The organism is Flavobacterium sp. GL_143 (assembly GCF_057834355.1).
Genome location: NZ_CM174401.1, coordinates 2,824,200 through 2,849,502 on the forward strand (window position 1 = coordinate 2,824,200; position 25,303 = coordinate 2,849,502).

General features: G+C 33.9%; 15 protein-coding genes and 1 pseudogene. 4 read left to right on the top strand and 12 right to left on the bottom strand.

Going from position 1 to position 25,303, the window contains the following annotated elements; all coding sequences use genetic code 11:
- The first annotated feature begins 44 nt into the window (after positions 1-44).
- Entirely contained in the window at positions 45-461 is a 417-nt protein-coding gene (locus AC3IPI_RS12250) for an IS6 family transposase (RefSeq protein WP_489159233.1), read from the top strand.
- 102 nt (positions 462-563) lie between these two features.
- Here AC3IPI_RS12250 and AC3IPI_RS12255 read toward each other — a convergent pair whose 3' ends face one another.
- The 11 genes from AC3IPI_RS12255 to AC3IPI_RS12305 form a co-directional block, all read right to left on the bottom strand.
- Positions 564-2,933, bottom strand: a complete 2,370-nt coding sequence (locus AC3IPI_RS12255; protein ID WP_489159196.1) for a TonB-dependent receptor — start codon at positions 2,931-2,933, stop codon at positions 564-566.
- A gap of 90 nt (positions 2,934-3,023) precedes the next feature.
- The gene (locus AC3IPI_RS12260; protein ID WP_489159197.1) at positions 3,024-3,974 is read right to left on the bottom strand and encodes a FecR family protein; all 951 of its coding nucleotides are present in this window, start codon (positions 3,972-3,974) and stop codon (positions 3,024-3,026) included.
- A gap of 2 nt (positions 3,975-3,976) precedes the next feature.
- Entirely contained in the window at positions 3,977-4,552 is a 576-nt protein-coding gene (locus AC3IPI_RS12265) for an RNA polymerase sigma-70 factor (RefSeq protein WP_489159198.1), read from the bottom strand.
- A 356-nt stretch (positions 4,553-4,908) separates the two neighbouring features.
- Complete coding sequence (locus tag AC3IPI_RS12270; RefSeq protein ID WP_489159199.1) at positions 4,909-5,499, bottom strand: hypothetical protein; 591 nt, start codon at positions 5,497-5,499, stop codon at positions 4,909-4,911.
- Positions 5,500-6,203: 704 nt separating this feature from the next.
- Positions 6,204-7,115 (bottom strand): transposase, encoded by a 912-nt coding sequence (locus tag AC3IPI_RS12275; protein WP_489159234.1) that lies wholly within the window; start codon positions 7,113-7,115, stop codon positions 6,204-6,206.
- Positions 7,112-7,309 (bottom strand): hypothetical protein, encoded by a 198-nt coding sequence (locus AC3IPI_RS12280; protein ID WP_489159200.1) that lies wholly within the window; start codon positions 7,307-7,309, stop codon positions 7,112-7,114. Before AC3IPI_RS12280 ends, AC3IPI_RS12275 begins: the two co-directional genes overlap by 4 nt.
- A gap of 926 nt (positions 7,310-8,235) precedes the next feature.
- Positions 8,236-14,943, bottom strand: coding sequence for an HYR domain-containing protein (locus AC3IPI_RS12285; protein WP_489159201.1), 6,708 nt, complete (start codon positions 14,941-14,943; stop codon positions 8,236-8,238).
- 50 nt (positions 14,944-14,993) lie between these two features.
- Positions 14,994-15,671 carry a hypothetical protein gene (locus AC3IPI_RS12290; protein ID WP_489159202.1) on the bottom strand — a complete coding sequence of 226 codons (678 nt, stop codon included), beginning with the start codon at positions 15,669-15,671 and terminating at the stop codon, positions 14,994-14,996.
- Positions 15,672-16,281: 610 nt separating this feature from the next.
- Entirely contained in the window at positions 16,282-16,518 is a 237-nt protein-coding gene (locus tag AC3IPI_RS12295; RefSeq protein WP_489159203.1) for a DUF6965 family protein, read from the bottom strand.
- Positions 16,519-16,958: 440 nt separating this feature from the next.
- The gene (locus AC3IPI_RS12300; RefSeq protein WP_489159204.1) at positions 16,959-17,288 is read right to left on the bottom strand and encodes a hypothetical protein; all 330 of its coding nucleotides are present in this window, start codon (positions 17,286-17,288) and stop codon (positions 16,959-16,961) included.
- Between the two features lie 156 nt (positions 17,289-17,444).
- Positions 17,445-17,960 carry a hypothetical protein gene (locus AC3IPI_RS12305; protein WP_489159205.1) on the bottom strand — a complete coding sequence of 172 codons (516 nt, stop codon included), beginning with the start codon at positions 17,958-17,960 and terminating at the stop codon, positions 17,445-17,447.
- A 1,814-nt stretch (positions 17,961-19,774) separates the two neighbouring features.
- Between AC3IPI_RS12305 and AC3IPI_RS12310 the strand changes: the two genes are divergently transcribed.
- Both AC3IPI_RS12310 and AC3IPI_RS12315 read left to right on the top strand, forming a co-directional pair.
- Positions 19,775-20,179: a hypothetical protein gene (locus AC3IPI_RS12310; protein ID WP_489159206.1), complete on the top strand. Its 405-nt coding sequence runs from the start codon at positions 19,775-19,777 to the stop codon at positions 20,177-20,179.
- Between the two features lie 657 nt (positions 20,180-20,836).
- Positions 20,837-21,010: pseudogene (locus tag AC3IPI_RS12315) on the top strand (transposase); the annotation flags it as partial.
- A gap of 371 nt (positions 21,011-21,381) precedes the next feature.
- Here AC3IPI_RS12315 and AC3IPI_RS12320 read toward each other — a convergent pair.
- The gene (locus AC3IPI_RS12320; RefSeq protein ID WP_489159207.1) at positions 21,382-21,744 is read right to left on the bottom strand and encodes a YegP family protein; all 363 of its coding nucleotides are present in this window, start codon (positions 21,742-21,744) and stop codon (positions 21,382-21,384) included.
- Between the two features lie 482 nt (positions 21,745-22,226).
- Here AC3IPI_RS12320 and AC3IPI_RS12325 point away from each other — a divergent pair, with 482 nt between their 5' ends.
- Complete coding sequence (locus tag AC3IPI_RS12325; RefSeq protein WP_489159208.1) at positions 22,227-25,292, top strand: SusC/RagA family TonB-linked outer membrane protein; 3,066 nt, start codon at positions 22,227-22,229, stop codon at positions 25,290-25,292.
- Positions 25,293-25,303 lie beyond the last annotated feature (11 nt).

The following is a 25,303-nucleotide window of genomic DNA, read 5'->3' on the forward strand; positions in this document are numbered from 1 at the left end:
GGAGAGAGCTGGAGATTAGATGTGACCTATATCAAAGTAAAAGTATTTGGTGTTATTTATATAAAGCAGTAGATAAATTAGGCAATACAGTAGACTTTCTTTTGACCAGAAAAAGACAGAGAATGAGCACTCAGTCTTTTCTAATTAAAGCAATTAGTAACAACTGCAGGCCAAGAGTAATAAACATTGATAAAAGCGGTTCTAATACTGCAGCGATCAAAGTATATAACAAACGTTCGTTCTCAAAGATTAAAATCAGACAGTGTAAATATCTCAACAATATTGTAGAACAGGATCATCGTTTTATCAAATGGCGCATACAAAACGCATTAGGCTTTAAAAGTTTTGAATCGGCCAAACGAACCTTGAGTGGAATTGAAGTTTTGTATATGCTAAGAAAGAATCAGATGATTAGTCCAGAGATAACTATGTTTAAATCATTCTATAAATTGGCAGGCTAACTTTTAAATTACTTACATTCTTATATTTGATTCTGACAGATGCGACAGAACCTTAGAGCGTCACTATAAAATTTTTAATGAGGTTATAAAAGATATTCTTGCTTAGAATGTATAAGTATATCCAATATAAGGAAAATATTTAAACATTTTTGCTTGGTCTAAATAAAAAATACCATCATTCAAAGAGGTATTAATGAGAAAAGGTACTGATCTTCCTATCAGATTATTAACACCAAAATGTAATTTAGCAGAGTTACCAGATCGAAATGTTTTGTTTTTTACAACGCCGATATCTATATTGTAATTATCCGGTAACCGATAATTATAAGGCACCTGAACATCACTACTTTCATTTGCGGCTAGTGGATAGCTATCTTTTTTATCATCGTATATAAAAGAACCTGGTGCAGAGATTAACATTCCTGAACTATAATTAAACATTCCTGATATTTCCCATCTCGAACTTATATTCCAAGTAATTGCGCCACTTATTTTATTTGTTATATCGTTTGGAGAGCGAAATGGATTGCCATTATTTACTGTTTTGAATTGCATCATTGATCGTCCAAGAGTATAGGAAGCCTGTATATTCACTTTTTTAAAATGGTTGGTATATTCGAGTTCAAAACCTTTAGAATTGCCATTTCCAATTAAAATGGGTTCCGTTTCACCATCATTCAAGCTATTATAACTGGGTTGGTACATCAAAATATTATAAAGATTTTTTTTGAATAATTGTAGTTTGACATATCCAAAGTTACCGAATGATTTTTCGTATCCTAATTCATAAATAATTGATTTTTCTGGCGGCATCTGATCCGAGCTTGGCATACGTAAATCGGAGGGAAGGGCATATGCATTTGTAACAATCTGATGATAAAACTGTTCCATTGTAGAATATGATAAAAAAAAACTATTGAAAGAATTTGGTTGATAAATAAGACTTGTGCGTGGTTGAAAAGAATGATAGGTTTTATTTTGAGTTATAAACGCTCCATAGTGCAAGCCGGCTTTGATGTGAAATTTATTCGAAAGTTTTATATCATTATCAATATAAGCTTTCAGATGCACAACCTTTGTTAATTTGTTAGTATCTGTATTTTTATCAATAAAACGGGTTAAATTACCCCCTAAACCTGCCGTGGTACTTAGCAATTGTGACCAATAATAACTCAGGTTATTTTCAATACCAAGATCTGTAATACTAAAACTTCTTGTCTCCTCATTATATTGATTTGCAAACTGGTTATTATAGTTGCTTAGCAAAAAAAAGGAATTATGGAATAACTTAGGGCTGTGTACTTTATTCCAACGCAAAGAAAGAGTTCTGTTATTCCATGTTAGTTTTGGTGATGGGTCAAAGATTTTTATATTTATAAGATCCCCGCCTGTATATGCGCCAAGATAGATTCTACTTGAAGGATCAAGGACATAATTAACTTTAAAATACACATCATAGAGGCGATATTTTAAATCTATACTAGGGTCAGCCAAGCTGAATAAACCATCAATCCAGCTTCTTCTTGCGCTGACCATAAAGGATGCTTTGTCTTTTATAATAGGGCCTTCAATCATGGCAGTCCCGGTTAATATACCAATATCCATCACTCCATGGTATTCTCGCATGTCTCCATCTTTTGTTTTGATATCGATAACGGAAGATAGTCTGCCTTCGTAACGAGCAGGGAAGCCACCCTTGAAAAAGTTTATCTGCGTAATGGCCGCTGTGTCGAAAATTGATAATAACCCAGTAAAATGATTGTAGTTATATATGGGCACTTGATCTAATAAAACCAGATTCTGGTCACTTGTTCCTCCTCTTACATTTAAACGAGAGCCATTCACACCTGCTTTTAGTGTTAGGAGTTTAAGTGGGTCCGATTGCCCCATTAAAAAGGGGAGAGAGTTAATAGATCGTGTACTTAATACATTATAATCCTTATTGAAAGCATTTTTAGAGGCTTTAACTTCTACAGGAGCAAGGAATAATCCCATTTTTAGATTAAAATTTTTTTTAATTGCATTATTTACTAATAGTGTATCTATTTGAGAAGCATAGCCGGTATAACTTACCTGTATAATGTGTGTTTTTTCAGGTAATTCAATGGTATAATACCCATAATCATTGCAATAAACAGCGATATCTGAATTTAAAACCCGTACCATGGCACTCGGAAGTGCTTCTTTACTGTTACCTGCATATACAAAACCGCTGAGCGTAAATTGATGGGGCGTTTTTGGAACATTATATATAATAATTTTGTTATTTGTTTCAAGAAACTTTACTGGCTCTTGTATAAAAAGTAAATCTAAAAGTGTTCTTACCTTATAAACTCCTTTCTTGATGATTATTATTTTTTTAAGGTTAAGTTTGTTATTGCTTAGAGATAAGTTTACACCTTGTGATATAATTGTAGATAAAAAGCCACCAATGCTATCATTTTCTATTCCAACCTTGATCTTTTTTTCCATAAGATCTATTTTTTGTGCCTGTACAGATTCATTGTAAAAAACTAGAATACTAAAAGACAGAATCGTTACCCAATTTTTCATAACATTTTATCAATAACAAGATATGTCTTTTACATAAATGACATTGTTTTTTTGAATATAATTTAGTCCAAATAATAAATGGAATTCTTCCAGTACTTCTTTCATTGATTCTTTCTCAAAATTGGTAGTTATTGTGCATGATTCGGGTATATTACCAATCACACGTATTTTAATATGATAACATTTTTCAAGGTCTTCAAATACTTTTTGAAGTGGTGCGTTCTTAAAAGAAAGTTGCTTTGTTTTCCACGAAAGTAAGTTTTTATCATCGTAATTTTGTTTAATGAACTTGTTGGCACTCAAGTAAACCGCTTGTTTCTTTTCCAAAATAACAGTTTGTTTGACCGTAGAGGAACTAACAGATACTTTTCCTTTAATTACTGCCACTAATTTTTTCTTTGCTGTAGTTTGGACAACAAAAGATGTACCTAAAACATTTACTGTCATGCTATCTGTATTGACGGTAAAAGGTCGGTTTGCATCATGTTTTACTTTAAAGAATGCTTCTCCATTTAACCTAACGGTACGTCTTGCCCAAAAAGAGTTTTTGTAAGAAATGCTTGAGTGTTCGTTGAGTGTAACTAAAGATCCATCACTTAGTTTGATGTTTTTTACCTGTGCATCAGCTGTTTTAATAATTATTTCCGAATTATTATAAAAAAAGACTAAAGTTGCTAACAATATCAATATCGCAACAGAAGCTGCGTATCCATATCTTCTGTATAACTGAAATACAGTAGGTTTTGCAGGTAATAAATTGGGTACTATATTTTTCCAGGCCATATCGACAGAAAATAACTGAGGCTGATCTAATTGTTGGTTTTCTGCAAAAAATACTTTCAGAGAAATATATTCTTCCTTATTGTCTTTTATCCAGGTTAGCACAATAGACTCTTCATAAGGTGTAGTTTCACCGGAAAAATGTCTAGCCAATGATGCATTGATATTTTGATTATCCATTCTTATATCACTTTTAAATAAAAAACAAATTCTTTGAGATCTCTTAGTAATATTGTAATTAAACCACCAACTAAAATAGTTAAAATAGGATGATGTTTAATAAACTCACGTATATGCTTGATGGCCTTACCCATCTGATTTTCTACTGTTTTTATCGATATGTCTAACTTTTCGGCGATTTGTTTATAACTTAAGTTTTCAATCCGGCTGAGTTTAAAGATTTCAAGACACTTTGGAGGAATTCCCTTAAAGGCACTTTCTATAAGCTCATCAATATCCTTTGATGGTTCGATCTCATATATTTCATCGGCAATATCAGTACTTATCTTATCAATGTCAAGCATATAAATTTTTTTCCTGAAAGAGGATATACACTTATTCTTAACAGCAACGTAAATATAATATTTCAGACTATTATCCGTAAAAAGATCTTTTTGGGTTTCCCATATTTTCATCATGATTTCCTGCACTATATCTTCACTGTGATCCCTATCACGTAGATACCTAAATGCATAATTGCAAAGGGGCTCGTAAAGCTCATAAAATAATTGTTTAAAGTGTTTTTGATCTTCATCCATTATAACACATTATAAAATAAATATTAAAATACTATCTAAAAAAATAATCAATAAGAGTTAGAAATAATTAAACAACGTACTTTTACTAAACCAAATTAAGTTACTCATTACAGTAATTCTGTGCGTTTTTTATTATAGAGTTAGAGTGAGTTTTGAGATTCAATGATCTGCCTGGTAATAAAGTAATTATTTTTTTAGCGATAAAAGTTTGAATGTACACGGAATTAAAAAATCCAATTTATATTTGAATAATAAAAATAAATGACTGAATAATATTACTTAAGTGAATTTTCAGCCATTTAAAAAGAGTTCTAATGCATTTTGAGACTTTTTAGTTTTATTAATTGCTTTTGGCTCTAAAACATATAGTTTAGTCCAATAGTACCAAATCCCATAGATCCATAACCTAATTCTGCAAATGCACCAAATTTATTACCTACGCGTATGCCTACAGGATTAACCTGAAAAGCAAAATCTATATTATTATCTTGATAATGAGTATTATTCTCTAATGCTTGTGAATAGCGCTCCATAATAACACCTGCGGAAGTTCTACCATAAAAATCTAACCAAGGAGTTTTTACATAGGAAAACGTAACCGTTGGCATTGCAATAAAATAGTGACTGGTTTTTTTTCCGATAATTTTTTTGTTCTTGTCCATAAAATCAGTTTGTTCTTGTTGATATGCAATATCTCCACCTATCCTTATTCGTTCAGAGATTTGATATTTATAACCCAATCCAATATTTCCGAAAGATTTTGATTCCGAACTGTTTTTTTGTTCTAGAATAGCAGACGATAATGCAGACGAAAAATTATCTATAAAAGAAATTGGTAAGCCATCACTATAGTTTACGTGTATTTCGTGCTTATTGATTTCTTGTGCATTTACAATGATTTTACTGAAAGCTATTAGAATTGCACATAAAATGATTGTTTTTTTCATCTTTGTAATTAATTTTAGTTATTAAATATTTAAAGTTTGGCAGTGCCTTCTGCACTGTCATATACTTAATACGCTAAAAATTGAAATACCCCTATAAACATTTTTTTTGATTTTGTATTTTCTTTCAACTAATCTAGTAAATACAACAGCTTTAATTCAGTCAAGTTTTAAATAAGAGTCCCTTATAAAATTAATTCTGAGTCTTTATAACTTCAAAATAAAAAAGTAGTCTCCCAAAAACAAGTGATGTTACTTTTTACATATACTAATATTGATGATATTGTTTTGTCCATATAAATTTTCACCAACAGTAATGAATCAAAGTATTCTAAAAGCAAACTTTATTTTTTAAATTCTTTTAGAGTTCTAATTGGAAAATAAATACCGCCTAAAAGAATAGCTAGTAATACAAAATTAAAATAGTTTATTGTATAGTAATTATCAGATATGGATGATACAATTATGTTCAAAAACCAAAAAATATATAATTAGTAAATACAAATTGCTAGGAATATTAAAAACTTAAATTTCGTTATTATTATCAATCCGTTCGGTGCAATTATTTGAAGTAAAAAACATTGAATGGATATTTATCCAGATTCTGAAATTCAGTATCTGGAAATCGGTAAATAACCAATATCTATGTCAAATATAGAAAAAAGATATTTTAGAGTTCAAGAAGCAACGCTGTAAGGAACTTGGTTTCATGTATTAAATGTTTCTAATTTAGCAGGATCTCCACCACAATGTATTACTACTTGTTGAATAATGTCATTTTGCAATTGATTACAAAATGACATTTTGGGGATTTTATATCCTTTTAATTGATTGAGTTTTATGTAACTCAAAAGTAATATTGATGCAATTAAAATAATGTAAATCATTACTTGAATTCCGTTCCACTGTCTTGAAAAATAGTGTTTAAAATTCAATTCTTGTTTTATGAATCTAAAGAAACGCTCAATATCCCAACGTCTTTTGTAAATTTCAGCTATTTGATTTGCTGTAAATTCATCTTCAGGTAAATTGCTTAAAAACAATATTTTTTCTCCATCAGATTTTAATATCCCCTCAACTAATCTAAAAACTATTTTAGTCTTCTTTTGATTAGCATAAAGGTAAACCTTGCTATGTCTTGTTAGTTTAAGGATTTCATTTTCAAAATCTAATAGAGTTACTTTACTACCTTTATCTACTTCATATTTAGATGATTTATAAATTCGGGTCACAAAATACTTATCATCATTGGAGAGTTCAACCATTGTCTTTCTATCCTTCATTCCCCTGTCAAAAACTGCAATATCTTTTTTATTGGCTATGTGTTCTTCTAGAATATTTCCTAAAGCCAAATCCTCACTAATCATCTTTTGATCTTTGTGAAACTTGACATTAAAAGGCAGCTCACTAAAGCCAATCGTGAATTTTATACTATTTTTTCCTTGTTCGCCTTTTTTGTTCTTTTGTCCATTTTGCATTCCAAAACTCAATAGAGAAGCTGATAAACTTGTAATTGTTGAGTCGTATAAACTTAATTTAGCTTTATCTTTTTCGTTAAGTTTATCCTGAAAGACAGTAACAGTATGCTGATATAATTTCTCAAAATACCCAACGTTTATTTTTCTATTCTCTCTGCAATACTACTATGACTAACACTTTTATCTTTAGGAATTTGAGCATATTTACAAAAGAAATGATTTTCATAAAAATTCTCAAACACTCTAGAGCTAGCTCTATTTTCATTTAGAACTCCAAAAACACAAAGTTTAAATAATTCCTTGCTTTTTAATTTTTTAGCATTCCAATCAACCATTGTTTCTCGAGCAAAAAAATCAAGTTGATCATCTGAGATTTAACTTAATATTTCTCTCACATCTGTTCTGATTTGCATTTCCTAATATGTTTAAAGATATACGAAAATAAAAATAATATTTTTTACTAAAGTTACTTACAGTCTTGGTTTATTACTCTTTGAAAACTCAAATTTTTTAAATCATTTTGTGTGTTTTTCAGTCATTGGTTTTGTTGAAATAAATTTCTCGAATCATTGCTCAAACCTTCAAATTCAGAAACGCTTCTCAACAGTTGTTCCTATTCAGATTCTCGTTGATGACGATCCTCAACTGATTCGTCTAAAATATTACAGTAAATAGGACGCACAAACAAATCAAACCAATCAATAACTATTATGGTAATAAAAGTGGGTACTGTACTATCTATAACTTTATATTTCTTAGACATTCTTTTTTCTCAAATATATTGATTTTAAAAGAAAAGTAATAAAAAAACAGGAATATACTTGTGTAAAGTTACTCCTATTGTAGTTATCTGCGTTGCAAACGCTATGACTTGTTTTATAAGGAAAGTAGGCACTCGTTGCAAACGAGCGCCAGTCAGAAATATCATTTTATTCCTTTGAAGGATAAACAACAGCAACCATTAGTAAAGCGACAGTTTTAGAATTAACTGGAACTGAAATTATTGATTTCTCGTATAAAAGAATTGTTTTCAAATAAAACTGTAGCTACTTTCATTTAAATCATTTTTTTTAAAGAAATGAGCTCGATTAAATACCGACCTCATTTTTATTAAACTTAATTATAAATTTGTCTAAACTTTAAGGTGCCCTCTAGAAAAAAAGATTGTTTAGTCTCTTTTACTGTGATAATAGTATAAAAAGTTGTTTTCTGCTAATCTTATATGAAATAATTAATCACCAACACTACATCATACATTCCCCTATCCTCCTAGATATAAAAAACCAGACTTCTCTTTCTCTTTTCCTTCAACATCTGAATACCTCAAAATATAGAAATATGTTCCTATAGGTAATCCAGCATTCTTTTTAAGTGTATCCTTTCCTTCTGAAATACCACGGAAATAGTTTCCTTCTTGACCATACTTTTCAGTTTCGTAAACCTTAAATCCCCAACGATTGTATATTTCAAGTCTGTTATTAGGATAGTATTCTATTCCTTTTATGATAAATTCGTCATTAATACCATCTCCGTTTGGCGTAATGGTATTGAAGATTTCTATAATATCACCTTTCGTTGGCTTAGTTATCGTAATTTCACTAATAACGATACATCCATTAGCATCCATTACTCTCACATTATAAATTCCATCTGCTAGATTATTAATACTAGCAGTAGTTCCTCCTGTACTCCACATATAAGTATAAGGTAATGTACCCCCTGTAACTACTACATTTGCAGAAGCATTTTTACATCCACTGCAACTCTCATCATCTCCTATAATCTTTGCTGATAATATTTCAGGTTGTGTTATAGTCACTTCTGCTGTTGTTCGTAATCCTTTTGTGTCCATTACTGTAACATGATAAGTTCCGACACTTAAATTCTCAATAGTCGCTGCTGTTTCTCCTGTATTCCAACTATATGAATATATACCTGTTCCTCCAGTAGTTAAAACGCTAGCTAAGCCATTAGCCTCACCATAACAATAAACATTTGTTTGCGCAATTGTAGCTGTTAAAGAGGACACCTTAGTAATTGTTACCATTTGGATAGCCTTTGCAGTGTTGCCACTGTTGTCAGTTACTGTCCATGTTACAATTGTATTCCCTAATGGGAAACTAGCTGGAGCATCATTTGTTACTGTCGCTACCCCACAGTTGTCTGCCGTTACAGGGGGGGCTAAAACAATTCCTGAATCAGCAGAAGCTGTCACATCAGCCGGAGCTGTAATGGTTGGCACAGCAGTATCATTAATCGTTACTTTCTGAACTGCAGTGGCAATATTGCCGCTGTTATCAGTTACTGTCCATGTTACAGTTGTATCTCCTAATGGGAAACTAGTCGGAGCATCATTTGTTACTGTCGCAACCCCACAGTTGTCTGCCGTTACAGGTGTTCCTAAAACCATCCCTGTAGCGGTACATCCTGAATTAGCAGAAGCTGTCACATCAGCCGGAGCTGTAATGGTTGGATTTATAGTGTCAACTAATGTTACTTTCTGAACTGCAGTGGCAGTGTTGCCGCTGTTATCAGTTACTGTCCAGGTTACTGTTGTATCTCCTAATGGGAAACTAGTCGGAGCATCATTTGTTACTGTCGCAACCCCACAGTTGTCTGCCGTTACAGGTATTCCTAAAACAATCCCTGTAGCGGTACATCCTGAATCAGCAGAAGCTGTCACATCAGCCGGAGTTGTAATGGTTGGCACAGCAGTATCATTAATCGTTACTTTCTGAACTGCAGTGGCAATATTGCCGCTGTTATCAGTTACTGTCCAGGTTACTGTTGTATCTCCTAATGGGAAACTAGTCGGAGCATCATTTGTTACTGTCGCAACCCCACAGTTGTCTGCCGTTACAGGTGTTCCTAAAACCATCCCTGTAGCGGTACATCCTGAATCAGCAGAAGCTGTCACATCAGCCGGAGCTGTAATACTTGGATTTATAGTGTCAACTAATGTTACTTTCTGAACTGCAGTGGCAGTGTTGCCGCTGTTATCAGTTACTGTCCATGTTACAGTTGTATCTCCTAATGGGAAACTAGTCGGAGCATCATTTGTTACTGTCGCAACCCCACAGTTGTCTGCCGTTACAGGTGTTCCTAAAACCATCCCTGTAGCGGTACATCCTGAATCAGCAGAAGCTGTCACATCAGCCGGAGCTGTAATGGTTGGTACAGCAGTATCATTAATCGTTACTTTCTGAACTGCAGTGGCAGTGTTGCCGCTGTTATCAGTTACTGTCCAGGTTATTGTTGTATCCCCTAATGCAAAACTAGTCGGAGCATCATTTGTTACAGTCGCAACCCCACAGTTGTCTGCCGTTACAGGTGTTCCTAAAACCATCCCTGTAGCTGTACATCCTGAATCAGCAGAAGCTGTCACATCAGCCGGAGCTGTAATGGTTGGCACAGCAGTATCATTAATCGTTACTTTCTGAACTGCAGTGGCAATATTGCCGCTGTTATCAGTTACTGTCCAGGTTACTGTTGTATCTCCTAATGGGAAACTAGTCGGAGCATCATTTGTTACTGTCGCAACCCCACAGTTGTCTGCCGTTACAGGTATTCCTAAAACAATCCCCGTAGCTGTACATCCTGAATCAGCAGAAGCTGTCACATCAGCCGGAGCTGTAATGGTTGGCACAGCAGTATCATTAATCGTTACTTTCTGAACTGCAGTGGCAGTGTTGCCGCTGTTATCAGTTACTGTCCATGTTACAGTTGTATCTCCTAATGGGAAACTAGTCGGAGCATCATTTGTTACTGTCGCAACCCCACAGTTGTCTGCCGTTACAGGTGTTCCTAAAACCATCCCTGTAGCGGTACATCCTGAATCAGCAGAAGCTGTCACATCAGCCGGAGCTGTAATACTTGGATTTATAGTGTCAACTAATGTTACTTTCTGAACTGCAGTGGCAGTGTTGCCGCTGTTATCAGTTACTGTCCATGTTACAGTTGTATCTCCTAATGGGAAACTAGTCGGAGCATCATTTGTTACTGTCGCAACCCCACAGTTGTCTGCCGTTACAGGTGTTCCTAAAACCATCCCTGTAGCCGTACATCCTGAATCAGCAGAAGCTGTCACATCAGCCGGAGTTGTAATGGTTGGATTTATAGTGTCAACGAATGTTACTTTTGCAACTGGTGAAACCGCTGTCGCCGTAAGTTTTGCTCCCACCGGGCCATCTGTATTGGTTACAATACAATAATAATAATACTCTCCTTGACAAGATTGTATTGGAAGTGTATAATTAATACCTGTCGCCGAAGCTATAGCCACTCCACCTGTATTTGTTGCAGTACTATTACTATACCATTGATAAGATAATACACCGGTGGTAGTCAATGGATTAACCGAAAGCACTATTGGACTTCCCGGATCACCAGTAACAATATTTTGAGTATCTGGGGTGATATTTGTAATAACTGGGGTTTCAGGAAGCTGCGTTATGTTTACCGTGTAGTCTTTTGAATAATTGACATTATCAGCTACAACATGAATTGTAGACGTATACACGGTACCAACAGTTGGAGTAGCTATGGTTCCTGAACCAGCTCCTGCTGTTGCAGTTCCACCAGTTGTAGTTACAGTTGAGACAGGCACAACTGCAGTCCCAGTCACGTTTACTGATGTTGTTCCATAAGGCACTGTAACACTATAAGTATTTGTATTAGGATCAAAACCCGTTACATCGCCTCCTGGAACAGTACTAATACCGGACAAGTTAGGATCCTTGGATCTTACAATGTATTGTAATACAGATACAGGTCCTAAATTTGTCCCATCGTAAGAAACAGCAGTAATTGTTGTGTTTGATTGCACTGTTATTGGTCCAGAATAAACAAAAGTTGATGCATTTGGTCCAGCAACAGGATTAACAGCAGGAATAGTTCCGTCTAATGTATAGTATATAGTGTAGCCTCCAGTATCAGATAAAGTTACTATATTTCCAGGTAAATCCAAATATGTTCCTGGTACAGGAGAAGCATTTATCACATAGCTAGGATAATCAATTGCATCAAAAAGCGGAGTTGTGTTTAATTGAGCAAGAGTATAAGTAACCGGATACGATAAAGTTTGAGGTGCCGTACCACTTGTAGATACATCCTTAGCAACATAACAATCTTTTATGATACCCGAACCTGCCCCATAAAATTTTCCAACAAAACCACTGGAAGGTCCAGTTACACTAGTTATTCTTGCGGCATTACTTTCCATAGAAGCCGTAGTTGAACCCGCAAAACCACCAATATTATACCCACCGGTAAGACCTGTCACAGATCCTTTAATGTAGCTTCGTTTGATATCTGCTTTATCATTTTGTGCAATAAAACCACCTGTCTGTCCTCTACCAGTTACAGCACCTAATGCATAGCAATCTTTTATTGTCGATGGATTTATGTCGGCCTGAGCAGCGAACCCTCCTACATTACGATTTCCGGCAGAAGCTGTAATATTACCTTCAAAATAGCAATTTTTAATTGTACCTCCTCTAGCTAATTCAACAAATCCACCAGCTACTCCCGAAGTGGTTAAATTTCCTTTATAATAGCAATTATCTATTGTACCATTAGTCATATTATAGATAAAACCTCCAATATTTGGTATTGTAGCAATAGCAGCAGTAGAATAGGAATTCTTGATAGTTCCACCAGACATACTATAAGCAAAACCACTACCAGTATTAATATTACCTCCAGGAATAGCTGAATTGGTGTTGCAACCATCTATGGTACCCCCAGCCATAAACATTATGAAACTACCAAAACTGCTCCCCCCATCTCTAACAATCGATCCAGTTCTTACACAATTTTGTACCGTACCACTATTCATCTGATAAACAAATCCCGCAGCTGAATTACCATTACCATTTGTTCCTGCTTTTGAAGAACCACTTGAGCTTGAGTTTTTAATGGTACCATTGCCTAATAAATAAACAAAACCTGCAGCATTCAAACGTCCACTTGAATTTCCCGCACTGCTACAATTATCAATAGTACCTCCAGTCATATCGTAGACAAACCCAGCGCAATTGGCAGAAGACGCATTAACTTGAGAGGTACTGTTTTCAATTGTACCTCCCGTCATTTGACCTATCATTCCGCCAACAAATGCACCCCCATTGCCATTCGAAAAATTCCCAGATACAGTAGCATTACTTATTGTCCCTCCAGTAAGTTTTCCAACTAAAACACCTGTATATCCCGACTGTGGGACAGCAGTAGAATTCACAGTAATATTATAAACATGAGCCCCTACATCAATCTGTCCAAAGAAACCAGTTCTGTCTGTTGCACTAAAATTTAAGTTTCTGATCGAATAATTATTACCATTTAAGTCTCCTTTAAATACATTACTCGTATTTGCAGCGACATTTCCAATTGGGATAAAATACCCAGTCAACTCACTCATATCAATATCATTAGTCAAAGAATAATAACCATTTCTCACAAGCAATGTAAAGTTTGACAAGGTTAAGTTCATCTTTGCCAAAATATCAGAAAGATCTGCAGTTGGGTCAGCACCATTTACATATTTCGACATCTTTGTCACATCAGATAACTTGGATATAATAAAAGGGTTCGCAGCGGTTCCATACGTCGTATAATCAATATTAGGGAGTTCACTAAACAAAGTCGTTGAATTAGCAACCGTAACAGTATGAATCTGACTATAAAGAGAAGCAGAATTCTTCCCATTATATCCATTAGAATAAGCCACACAATAATAATACAATGTCCCTACACTTGCGGAACTAGGCTTATAAGATGCTAAAGTTGCACCCGAAATGATAACAGCACCAGTTGTTGAATTCGTTGTGTTAGAATACCACTGATAAGAGATATTTGCACCTAAATATGAATTCGAAATAGCCTGAACAGTCAAAGGAGTAACTACATCCTCCAAAACATAGTTGTCAGTAGTATTGCTCAAATCTGTTGTCCATGTTGGAACAGTCGGTAAAGAATATAAGGAAATTGTATAGGTTCTGGAAGGTGAAACACCATCAGATGGAAAAACCTCAATCTTCACTTGTGTATAAACTTGACCGTGTGTAGGCACATAATCTGGCAAAGGTACTGTTTGTGTTGTATTTGTCAAAGCCCCTGCAACTACAGTAGTCACTCCTGAAGTTGGAGCCTGTGACTGATAAGTCATCTTATATGTACCTGTTGAATCAAACAAGGTAGGTTTAATATCAACACTAGTCGTGCCAATTGGTAACATTGCATAATATGTATAATCAGTAGTACCATTAGTAATAACGGTATACAAGTCTGTTATAACTCCAGATATCGTTTTTACATCTACACCTCCAATGAATACTGTTGCGTCTTGCAAATATCCTTGAGACCTTGTCAACTCCCATTTTGCATAGAGTGTCGTGCTATTCAAAGCAGCATCCGGGGTTAAGTCTGTTTTAAAATTCCAAAAATCCGTACCATTTAAAGTTTTCGTCCAACCCAACAAAGTATATCCTGTATTTGTAGGAGTAGCAGGTTTTACCACATACCCACACTTAACTACTTTAACCGAAGATGAGTAAAATATAGGTCCGCTTCCAATGGATCCACCATTGTAATTATATGTCATTGTAACATAAGAATTAACAAAAACGTCATTATTGTTATAAACATAAGTAACACCAGGATCTGTAGTTACATTTTGTATATTCGAATAAGTGCTTGTCAGGCAGCTATTAGTTGGTACTTCAAAATTTATCACCCCAGTACTTGCACTATTACCAGTCATTGTAACTGTATTCATAGACAATATACTCGGGTCAGACACATAAATTGCTCCCCCGTTTGTTTGACAAGAATTGCTAGTAAAAGTAGAATTAGTAATATTAATTGTACCAGCAGTACTGTAAATCACCCCCCCATTTGTAGATGAAAAATTATTTAAAAAAGAGGAATTTGAAGAAATAGTAATTGTATTTGCATCAAGATCGCTATAAATCACACCTTTAGGGCTGTTGTTAGAATCAAAAACAGAATTATTAACTACAGTACTTACAGTTGAATAAATCCGGTGCTACTTCTATTTGATGTGTAATTAGTGTCTGTCGAAATAACTTTTGCTGCTTTTATTCCACTTCCTGTAAAATTATTACCTTCAAAAGTACATCCGATAACTTCTACAGTTCCATTTGTATAGGTAAAACCACCACCAAACCCGGAAAATTTAGCATTTTTAACAGTTAACTTACCCGCTCCATTTGATGTCGAAATCGGTATTGTACTAACAGTACTAAGAACAGAACCAGCAAAATCAATTGTAGCCGTTCCTGTCCCCCCTATAGACAGTAAAGGAAGAGTTCCATTAGCAAACGAACCTAAAGTAACACTATTCGTACCTGCCTGAGAACTTAAATCAAATGTGAAATTAGAATTATCAGGTATAGCCAATGACTCTGTAATAACAATACTACCGGAGATCTCAATCGTTTGTGTTCCCCCGCTCGCAATAACAGCCTTTAAATCACTAAAGCTATAAACAACAGATGCAGCAAAAGTCTTTTTTGTTGATTTTGTATAAAAATTAGAATCAACTGCTCCGATTACAGCCCCTGATGCGAAGCTTGCTTTTTCCCTCTTCGATAGATACACACCAACATCCTTGGCATACAATTCAGGAATAAAACTTAAAGCACAAAGAAGTATCGAGGTCACTAAAAGTTTCTTTTTCATAACTAAACTATTATATTAGTTTTACGAATATTTTTATGCTACATATATTGATTAACACGCTTTATTTTTAAATTATTACCAATATAAAAAACTATATCATGTAGTGTTTTTCTACTAGACATTTATAATAATAATACCTAACCAATTGCAATAATATTGCAGCATGATAAATACAATAACAAACTGTATCTTTTATTTAATTCACTACACTAAAATTAAAACTAAATAAAAGTTAATTTCATTCAAATAAGCCATTAAAATATAAACATAAAGTTTATTTATCTCTTACTTAAAAGAGAAGGTTCTGTCGCATCTGGGAATAACTTTTATCTTTAGAATTTTAAAGCGATCAAAAAAGGAACACTAGAGGTCATTGTTATCCAAAACACATAATTCTTCAGGGGAGTATATTTCAAATTAAGATTTACACTTAGTTGCCGTGATGTTGAGGAAATAATGAAAATTTGAGGAGTGCTTGTGGCTTTTGCTACGATTTAGTGCTGGGTTTATAAGTTTACACCTTTGCTGGAGTCAGAGATGAAGAAGAGAAAAGGTAGAGTGGGAGGGAGCTGGGAAAGATGCACTTAAAGCCGGGCTGAAAATTTCCGGTTTACTCCGTTTGATTTTCGCTTTTGGCTTCCTGTGAATTTCGTCTTACAAGTGTATAAACCTCTTTCAAATGCCACCAGGCAGGGCACATATCAAGGCTTCCTTTATAATTGTCTATAGTTAAGTAACAACTCTTTAGGAAAAGCTGGGAATTTGAGATTTTTGCCCAGGACTTCCAATCCACTTCCTGGGGCGGGGGAGTGGTTTCAAAATAGTGTTTTATTTCTTCTGGGGTCATAGGGCAAAATTAGGTAAAAATTGTAGAGAGGGCAAAGGGTGAAGTCAATTTTAGGGTCAGTGTTTTTAGGTGTATTCTCTGCTTTTGTTCCAACTGTACTGGCAGTCACAGAATTATCCTGCCGATTTTATTTTTACTTTTTAGAATCTCTTTTTTCTGCCGGTCCTGGTCTTCCGGCGTCCCTTTTGGAATTCGGGCAAGTACTTATGGCTTTACTTCCTTAATGCTCTTTTTAGGAGCTTTTTCCTGGTATACGCTACAATCTTTTGTGCCGAACCCCGGCAAAAAAGGATTTCCACTGCATACTAGCGAAGCGAACTGGCGAAGCAATCGGGGCTAAAAATTGAATCCACTTTTTATGTTTCGGGCTTTTCGTTTTTCAATAATAATTTCATAAGCCCTTGGCAACGTTCTGTCGCATCTGGGAATAAGTTTTATCTTTAGAATTTTAAAGCGATCAAAGATATTCCCTTAATTCCTATATTGTCATTTAAGAATTTTAGAAAACCTAATTCATTTCCGTTTTTTTTGATAGCAGCTTTGTAGGTTGATGTGAGGGAACCCCAATTATAGTCTGTTTTAATATCTTCAATCTTACCTGTAAAACGTAGGGTATAATCTTCCGAACTTGAGACCATAGTGCCAAAAAGATTCTCGACAGGAATTTTATTGACTTTTGCATTAATTAATAATAACAGGAATTGTTGCACATGGGCAGGGGAAAACATTTTTATAGGTGCATTTTCTTGTGGATTGCCATCTTCATCCAATTTATCACTTTCATAGGGATCTATATGCACGTGCATATATCCGACAATATCAGGTTCAATAGGAAATTCTAATGAGTTTATATTAGTTCCTCCATTGCCGTTTTGTAATCATCAACACATGGAAGAACAGCAGGAGCTTTGCTTGTTACGTTTTTATCAATTGAAATCACAGCTACAGTTCCATCTTTCAATAGCTTGATTATTTTTAAATCTAGATGCTCTTACAAAACCCTTTTTTAAATCCCAAGTAGCGATGTAGCCATTGAAATCTTCTCCATCTATCTTTTGACTTCTTCCTTGAGGATCTTTATCAGAATATATCTCGAACAATAATGCCTTGAAATTACCTTCATCTAATTTATAAAGATATAATTTCTGTGACCAAGTTTCTTCGTTATCTTCTTTTATTTCAATAACAGGTACAACAATGGTCTCTGTTCCATCTTCTGATTTTGTAACGTTGGCTTCATTCCAGTTGTATTCTAAATGCTGAAATAATTCATAATTAATACCGTTAGAATCATATTTATCAAACCATGTTTTGGCTGATTGAATACTTTTAGCCTGAGGTGTTTGTTCATCAGTTGCTATCTTTTTGGTTTCACAACTCCATACGATAAGAAGAAAACAGCAAAGTAATGCTTGGGCAGTTCTTTGTAATTTGTTTTTCATTTTTTACTGGTTAACTTATTTAATTTGATATTGTAATTATTGAAACAGGCAATCTTTTTTAGTAAATTACACAAGAAAAATCAAGTTACTATTCAAAAGTGACAAGTGGGTATATTTGTGAAATAACTTTCTGTAAATTGATTAAAATAGATGGAATTTATTGTTTTGGAAAAAAATAATATCTTTCAGATGCCATAATAGATAATTATTCACTTTTTCAATAATTATGATTTTACTTTTGTAATAGGAGTGGTATTTTATTACAGTTTTTTCTTTTGAAGAATCAAATTTATATATTATATATCACTTAAATAATTACATAAGTTTTTTTTGTATAATAATATTACAAAAAAACATTAAACTATTTAAAATATATGACAATTCTCCATCTGCCCGCTCCCATAAAGAAGTGGGTATTTTTTTGCGATGCCATTGCAAAACAGTTTCAAAGCTTTTTATAGTGGGTGTATTTAGGTATGTAATTATCTTAAATTAAAGAGCAGTCTGATCCCCAAAGGATATACTCTGATTATTCATATCCTGGGTCAGGATGAATTTCATAGCAATACTTTTGAAACTCCCCCGGAGCACCAAGAGGAAGCACAGCAGTATATAGTGGCGTTTATCAGTGAGCAGAACCTCGCCGATACTATTTGTTTGGAATAATCCAAGGCTTGAAAGGCATAATTATAAGAGCCCGCTAGTTTATGACCGGTGGGCTTATAATTTATACACAAGTCCATAGTGCATTGATTATTTATTTAGTACATTCTTTTTTATTAACGCTGCTTTTGATTTTAGACTCTTTCTAGAAATCAAAGCATTGCCAGCTGCTGCCGGAGTTTTTTAGGAGCTGTTCCTTGTACAAGAGGGCAGCATTCTGCAGGGCTTGAATAATCGGGTGTTAAGAATTGTTACCCGAATTTAATTCGAGTGGTCAGCATCGTCAATTGTATTTAATATTATTTTTAGGAGCTTTTCCCGCTATGCGTTCCACCCGAGCGTCAGGGAACTGGCGAAGCAATCAGGGCTAAAAAGTTGAATCCATTTTTTTATATTTTGACTTTTAGTTTTCCAATAATAATTTCATAAACCCAATACTGTCTTTTTGATCATTTATAATAAAAAAAGATATATTTGAAATTAATAATGTGCACTAATTATCACATATATCTATCTTAGTTTAGGTGGCTCTGTGTGGTTTAATCACACGTATAAATAAGTGGGCAGAAAAGGAATGTTATCCAATGAACTAAGAAAACCAAAAATGGAAATACCCATTAATTATAATATTAGGTTGGTGGTCACATCAAGATGACTTACTAATTGATAGTCTTACAATTGAAATTGTTGAAAGTCAACTAAATTTATTCAATTCTAAATCCTTAATTTCTTATGCAGTGTATGGGAAAATGAAGTTTGATAATGGGCATTGGGAACCTGATATTGAAAATATATACGTATCGGAAAGAATTAAAAAAAATAGTTTGAAAAAATCAATTTCAAAAATGAACATACCCTTATTTCAAAGGGTTGGGGAAATAATACAATTACATTCATTTGTGGAAATAAAGAACAAATTATTATAGTACATCAACGCAAATAAAAAACACTACTGGCCAAGAGCCGTTTGGCGAGATTGGGGTTTTAGGTTTGATGAAAGTTGGTTTTGTATTTGGAAAATTGGTGCTTAACCGAAAAATCCCGCTCATTATTGCTCAACCTGGTCAAGCGCCTGAACGTTAGCGGTACTATTACAAAAAAAAAATGAGGTTACATAAAACCGCCTTATTGAATTTCAGAAAAATCTTACGATGAGCAAAACGGTGGTTCTGTTTTTTTTAGTGGTTCTTTTATTTTCTTGTAGAGAAAGTAAGGATAATTTAAATAACGATTCGACAAAAAAAGTTGCATCAATTCAAACAAAATTAAATCCAAATCAAATAGGATATATGGAACGTTTCTTTGAAATTAAAGAACGATCTTGGGTTGGATATTTTAGTATTATTGAATTTAAGAAAGAAGGTAATTCGATAGTTCAATATGAATACTTGGAAAACTTAAAAGTGGGCAAAAGAAAAATGGAATTAAAGATTATTAACGATGATACCATTTTTAGCGTTCCAAAAAAAGGGAAATCATTCCAAGTGACTAAGGATGGTGACTTGAAAGTATATGAAAACAAAAAGCTTGTTTACCTACTGGAAAAAAATAAATAATACCGCTAACAGCCTTGGTAAGATTGGAGTTTTAGGCTAAATTTAAAGATGGTTTGTATTTGGGAAATTGGTGCTTAACCCAAGAATCCCGTATCTTTATTCCTCAACCACGTCAAGGGCAGTGTCTGGGTTTTCTCGGGAGAAGGGAATTTTTAAGTTTGTTACAATTTTAGCAGGCTTAGTTGTTAGTTTATATTACTTTAGGTGGAATGATTGATGATGTTGTTTTTTAATCAGATTTTGATTCAGCATATTATTTTTACAAAAATTATGAGGTTTTTATAAAATATTTATGGATTAATTTTTTAAAGCCGTGTCCTCAATTCATTATAGCATACGATTGTACAATGCTAATTTTTCTTTTTGAAGTTGGCAAATTAACTAGTTTGATTAATGGTAGAATTGTGAAATACTGATGCCGGCTGCTGACAATTGTTAAATATATTACAAATAATATTCATTGCTTAATCCTCATTAAATAGTGAAAAGCATCAACAGAAAAATGTTTAATCACTTTAAATTGGAATGAGCTCATCAATATCACTGGAATTTACATTTTAATACCTTCAGGTTTAAAAACATATCTAATAGTGATACAAAACCAAATCGAAATGGACTCCAAATCAAACAGCACGTGCTGCGTTACTATTTGAATTATATCCTGATATTCAAAAAGGATATAGTCTAACTCAAGAGCTCCGCGGCATTTTTGAGAATACAACCGATAAAAACATCGGTTTTGCAAAATTAGGCAAAATGCATGAAAAAGTAGATCAATCTGGGGTTAAGTCTTTCAGTACAATCTCTCGTACCATTATGAATCATAATTAAACTATTTTGACAATAGAAGTAGTAATGTCTCTGCAGAATCATTCAAACCTAAAATAAAAGCATTCAGATTAAAATTCCGAGCTGTTAGAAATATAGAATACTTCCTTTTTAGACTAACTAATAGGTATGCTTAATTTTTGCTCCTAAGACATAAGTATTGATCCGAAACCAGCAATAAAGCTTTTAATAAAAATAATATTAAATAAAACGGTATTAGATGTAGTATATTAAAAAAAAGTAAGCCTTTTTAATAATAAGTCAAAACAATTATAATAAAAATAGGCTACCCGATGAGGTAACCTATTTATCCTTATGTATAAAAAAAAAGTCAGTGTACTAATTCAAAACATTTTAAATATAATAAGAATGATTTATATTAATTGGTGTACTTGTCTTTTTTTAATTTGCATATCAACAATAATCGCATCTTCAGCATAGTTTTTTACTGATGTAATGTAAAGGTCTCGCAGCTCTTTCTCTTCAAATAATTCGCTTTTTGCAATTATCTTTCCATTAAAAGACTTGAGATTAAAATAGAATTTATTGCCGCTTGACATTGTTTTCTTTTTAAATCTTGTCTGGTCTTTTGAGTTACGCTTTACAGAATAAATACCTTTAAGACACATTGTTTTTCTTGTATACGACCCACTATAAAGTATCGTACGATCTTGTACATCTCTAAAGTCGAATTGAAACATACCGTCATTTTTTTTGGTTATTACAAATCTTCCCATTTTTAATTAATTTGCTTATGCACTATATATAGCATCAATATGAATTCTGTCATCTCCATTGTTAATCATTTAAAATTGATGCGTGAATTTTAAATTAGGCTGATACTAAAAAAATGCATCATTATTCAAAAATATTGCTAATTGTCTCATTAAATTTCAAGCATACAACCAATGATTATTGGTTTTCAAAATTATATTGTACAAAATCATTTAGACCGCACAATAAGACATTTAAACATAATAATACACCTAATCTAAACGAGATAGAGATAGGGAAGGATTCAAAATTCTTGTTTGTGTTTTTTATATCATTGTTTTATTAAAGACTCAAATAGCACTTATTTAGATAGTTATGTCAACTATTTAGCTTTAGCTATAATCATATTTTTTTGTTCCCATTTTTTTTCCTGTCTGTATCCCATTTCTTTCTAAAAAAAAAAAAGCAAAGTTTGTTTCATAATTAATTCTTAAAATTTTTAAAAATGAAACTAAAGTTCAATGGGTTCTTAGTAATCCTCGTGGTTCTTGTGGCGCAATTAACTTTTGCGCAAGAAAGAGCTGTTTCTGGGACAGTTTCTGACAATTCGGGAATGCCTCTACCAGGTGTTAGCGTATTAGTTAAAGGAACAAAAACAGGAACGCAAACAGACTTTGATGGTAAATTCTCTATCAAAGCTTCTTCAAGCCAAGTTTTGGTATTTAGTTACGTCGGGATGAAATCTCAGGAAGTAGCTGCAAGTTCAACTTCACTTAATGTAAAATTAAAAGATGATTCAGTAGAACTTGAAGGTGTAGTTGTAACTGCATTAGGTATCAAAAGAGCTGAAAAAACTTTAGGATATGCTGTATCTAAAGTAAGTTCAGACGAAATTACAAGATCTGGTGAGCAAAACGTTCTTCAGGCATTAGCTGGAAAAGCTGCTGGTGTACAGGTAATTGGATCTGGTGGTACTCCGGGAGCTTCAAGTAAAATCATCATTAGAGGTGTTAATACAATCACAGGAACATCTGATCCGCTAATCGTAGTAGATGGTGTGCCAATTGACAATGCTACAAGCCAAACTACAGCTGGAGATAATCCTTTTAATGCCAACTTATCAGGTATCAACAACTCAAACAGAGCATTAGACATCAACCCTGATGACGTAGAAAGCGTAACTGTTCTTAAAGGACCTGCTGCTGCTGCATTATATGGAGAAAGAGCTGGTAACGGTGTAATTCTTTATACCACTAAAAAAGGTAGAGCTGGAAAAGGATTAGGAATTGATTTCTCTACTTCATTAGCTATTGACATAGTAAGTCAATTACCTGCAAGACAAAATAAATACGTGCAAGGAACTAGTGCTACTGCAACTACAATCCCTACTAACACACCACAAAGCTGGGGGCCTGCTGCTTCAACTTTAGGTGTACCAATATATGACAATGTTGGAAACTTTTTCCGAGAAGGTTTAACATACAACAACAACATCTCTTTCTACGGTGGAGACAATAAAGCGACATACAGAGCTTCTTACGGTAACGTAACACAAACGGGTATGATTCCTGAAACAGGATTAAAAAGAAACACGTTAAGAGTTGTTGGAGATTTAAAATTAAGCGACAAATGGAAAACAGGAGGTAGTTTACAATACACTCACACCACAAATACATTGGCACAAAACGGAAGTAACGTTTCTGGTGTTATGTTGAGTTTATTACGTGCTGTAGGAAACTACGATCTAAGAAATTATAAAGATGCTTTAGGAAACAACAAAAACTACTTTGCTTCTTATGATAACCCATATTTCACAGTAAACGAGAACCCTGCTACAAGTGATGTAAATCGTGTTTTTGGAAATATGTATTTAACGTACACCCCAAGTGAATATTTATCTTTGACTGCAAAAGGTGGTATCGATGCATATTCGGATTACCGTAAACAAATTTATGCAGTTTCATCAAATGGTGATAATCTTGCAGGTATTGGTGAAGTTGCTTTTAACAACATCACAAACAAACAATATTACGCAGACTTTATGGCAAGTGGTTTATTACCATTAAAAACGGAGTGGTTAAAAATTAACTATACTGCAGGTCTTAACTTACGTTCTAACCAAAATACAGATGTATTCTCCAGAGGTAAAGAACTTGCTGTAAGAGGAGTTTATAACTTATCAAATGCTACTCAATTATATGCTTCTAATTATGAAGAAAATATAATGTCAAGAGCGCTTTTTGGACAATTAGAATTTGACGTTAAAAATCAACTTTTCGTAACGGGATCTATCAGAAAAGAATGGTCTTCAACTTACGGAACAAATGCTAACAATGCTATTTTTCCTGCTGCATCTGCTTCATGGGTAATAACAAACTCTTTTGATTTACCTGAGGCAATTAGTTTTGCAAAAGTAACGTATGGCTATGGTGAAGTAGGTATTGCTCCACGTCCGTACAAAACAATCAGTACTTTTACGCAACCATTTATGACTGATGGTTTTACAGACGGTCTAAGTTTTCCATACAATGGAATTAACGGAATGACTGTATCTGGAGAATTAGGAAACAAAAACTTAAAACCTGAAAGAGTACTTGGTCACGAAGTTGGTTTAAGTACTAAATTCTTAGACAACCGTTTGACATTTGACATCAACGCATATTACAAAACTTCTAAAGATTTGTTGATCACTTTACCATTACCAGCATCAAGCGGATTTACATCAGTATACCAAAACGCTGCTGAATTAGTAAACAAAGGTGTGGAGATTGAATTAGGATATGATATCTTCAAAAAAGGAAATGCTTTCCAATGGAACATCAATGCGAACTGGTCTAAAAACGAAAATGAAGTAACAGATATTTCTGGAAACTTAAGCGAAATTTCTATTGAATCTGCTTTTGGATCAATCGGATACTACGCTGTAAAAGGTCAACCATTAGGAAGTTTCTATGGCACTAAATGGGCACGTGACGCAAATGGCAACAAAATTATTGGAACTGACGGTTTGGCTGTTGTTGACGGAGAAACTGGTAACCTAGGGAACTCTGCTCCAAAATGGACAGGAGGTTTAAGAAACACATTCTCTTACAAAAGAGTAACAATATCAGGTTTATTGGATTTCAGACATGGTGGTGCTGTTTACAACGGTACATTAGCAAGAATGCATAACTTTGGAGTTTCTGAAGCATCTGCAGACAGAGAGCGTACTTATGTAATTGACGGTGTTAAAGCTGACGGTACTAAAAATGATATCGCAATTACAGCTAAAAACTACTTCCAAAAATATTTAGGAGATGGTGGTGGAGCTGCTGAAGAAGCGGTAACTGAGGTTAACTGGATAAGACTTCGTGATGTTACTTTAAGCTATGATTTTGATGTAAAAAGATTCACTGCAATCAATGCTGCTCAAATTTCATTTACAGGTAGAAACTTATGGCTAGACACTAATTACAAAGGTGTAGATCCTGAAACAAGTTTAACAGGTGCTGGTTCAAGAATCAACGGATTAGACTACTTCAACAATCCAGGTAGCAAATCATTTATCATGACTCTTAAAGTAGGCTTCTAATTTTAAAATAA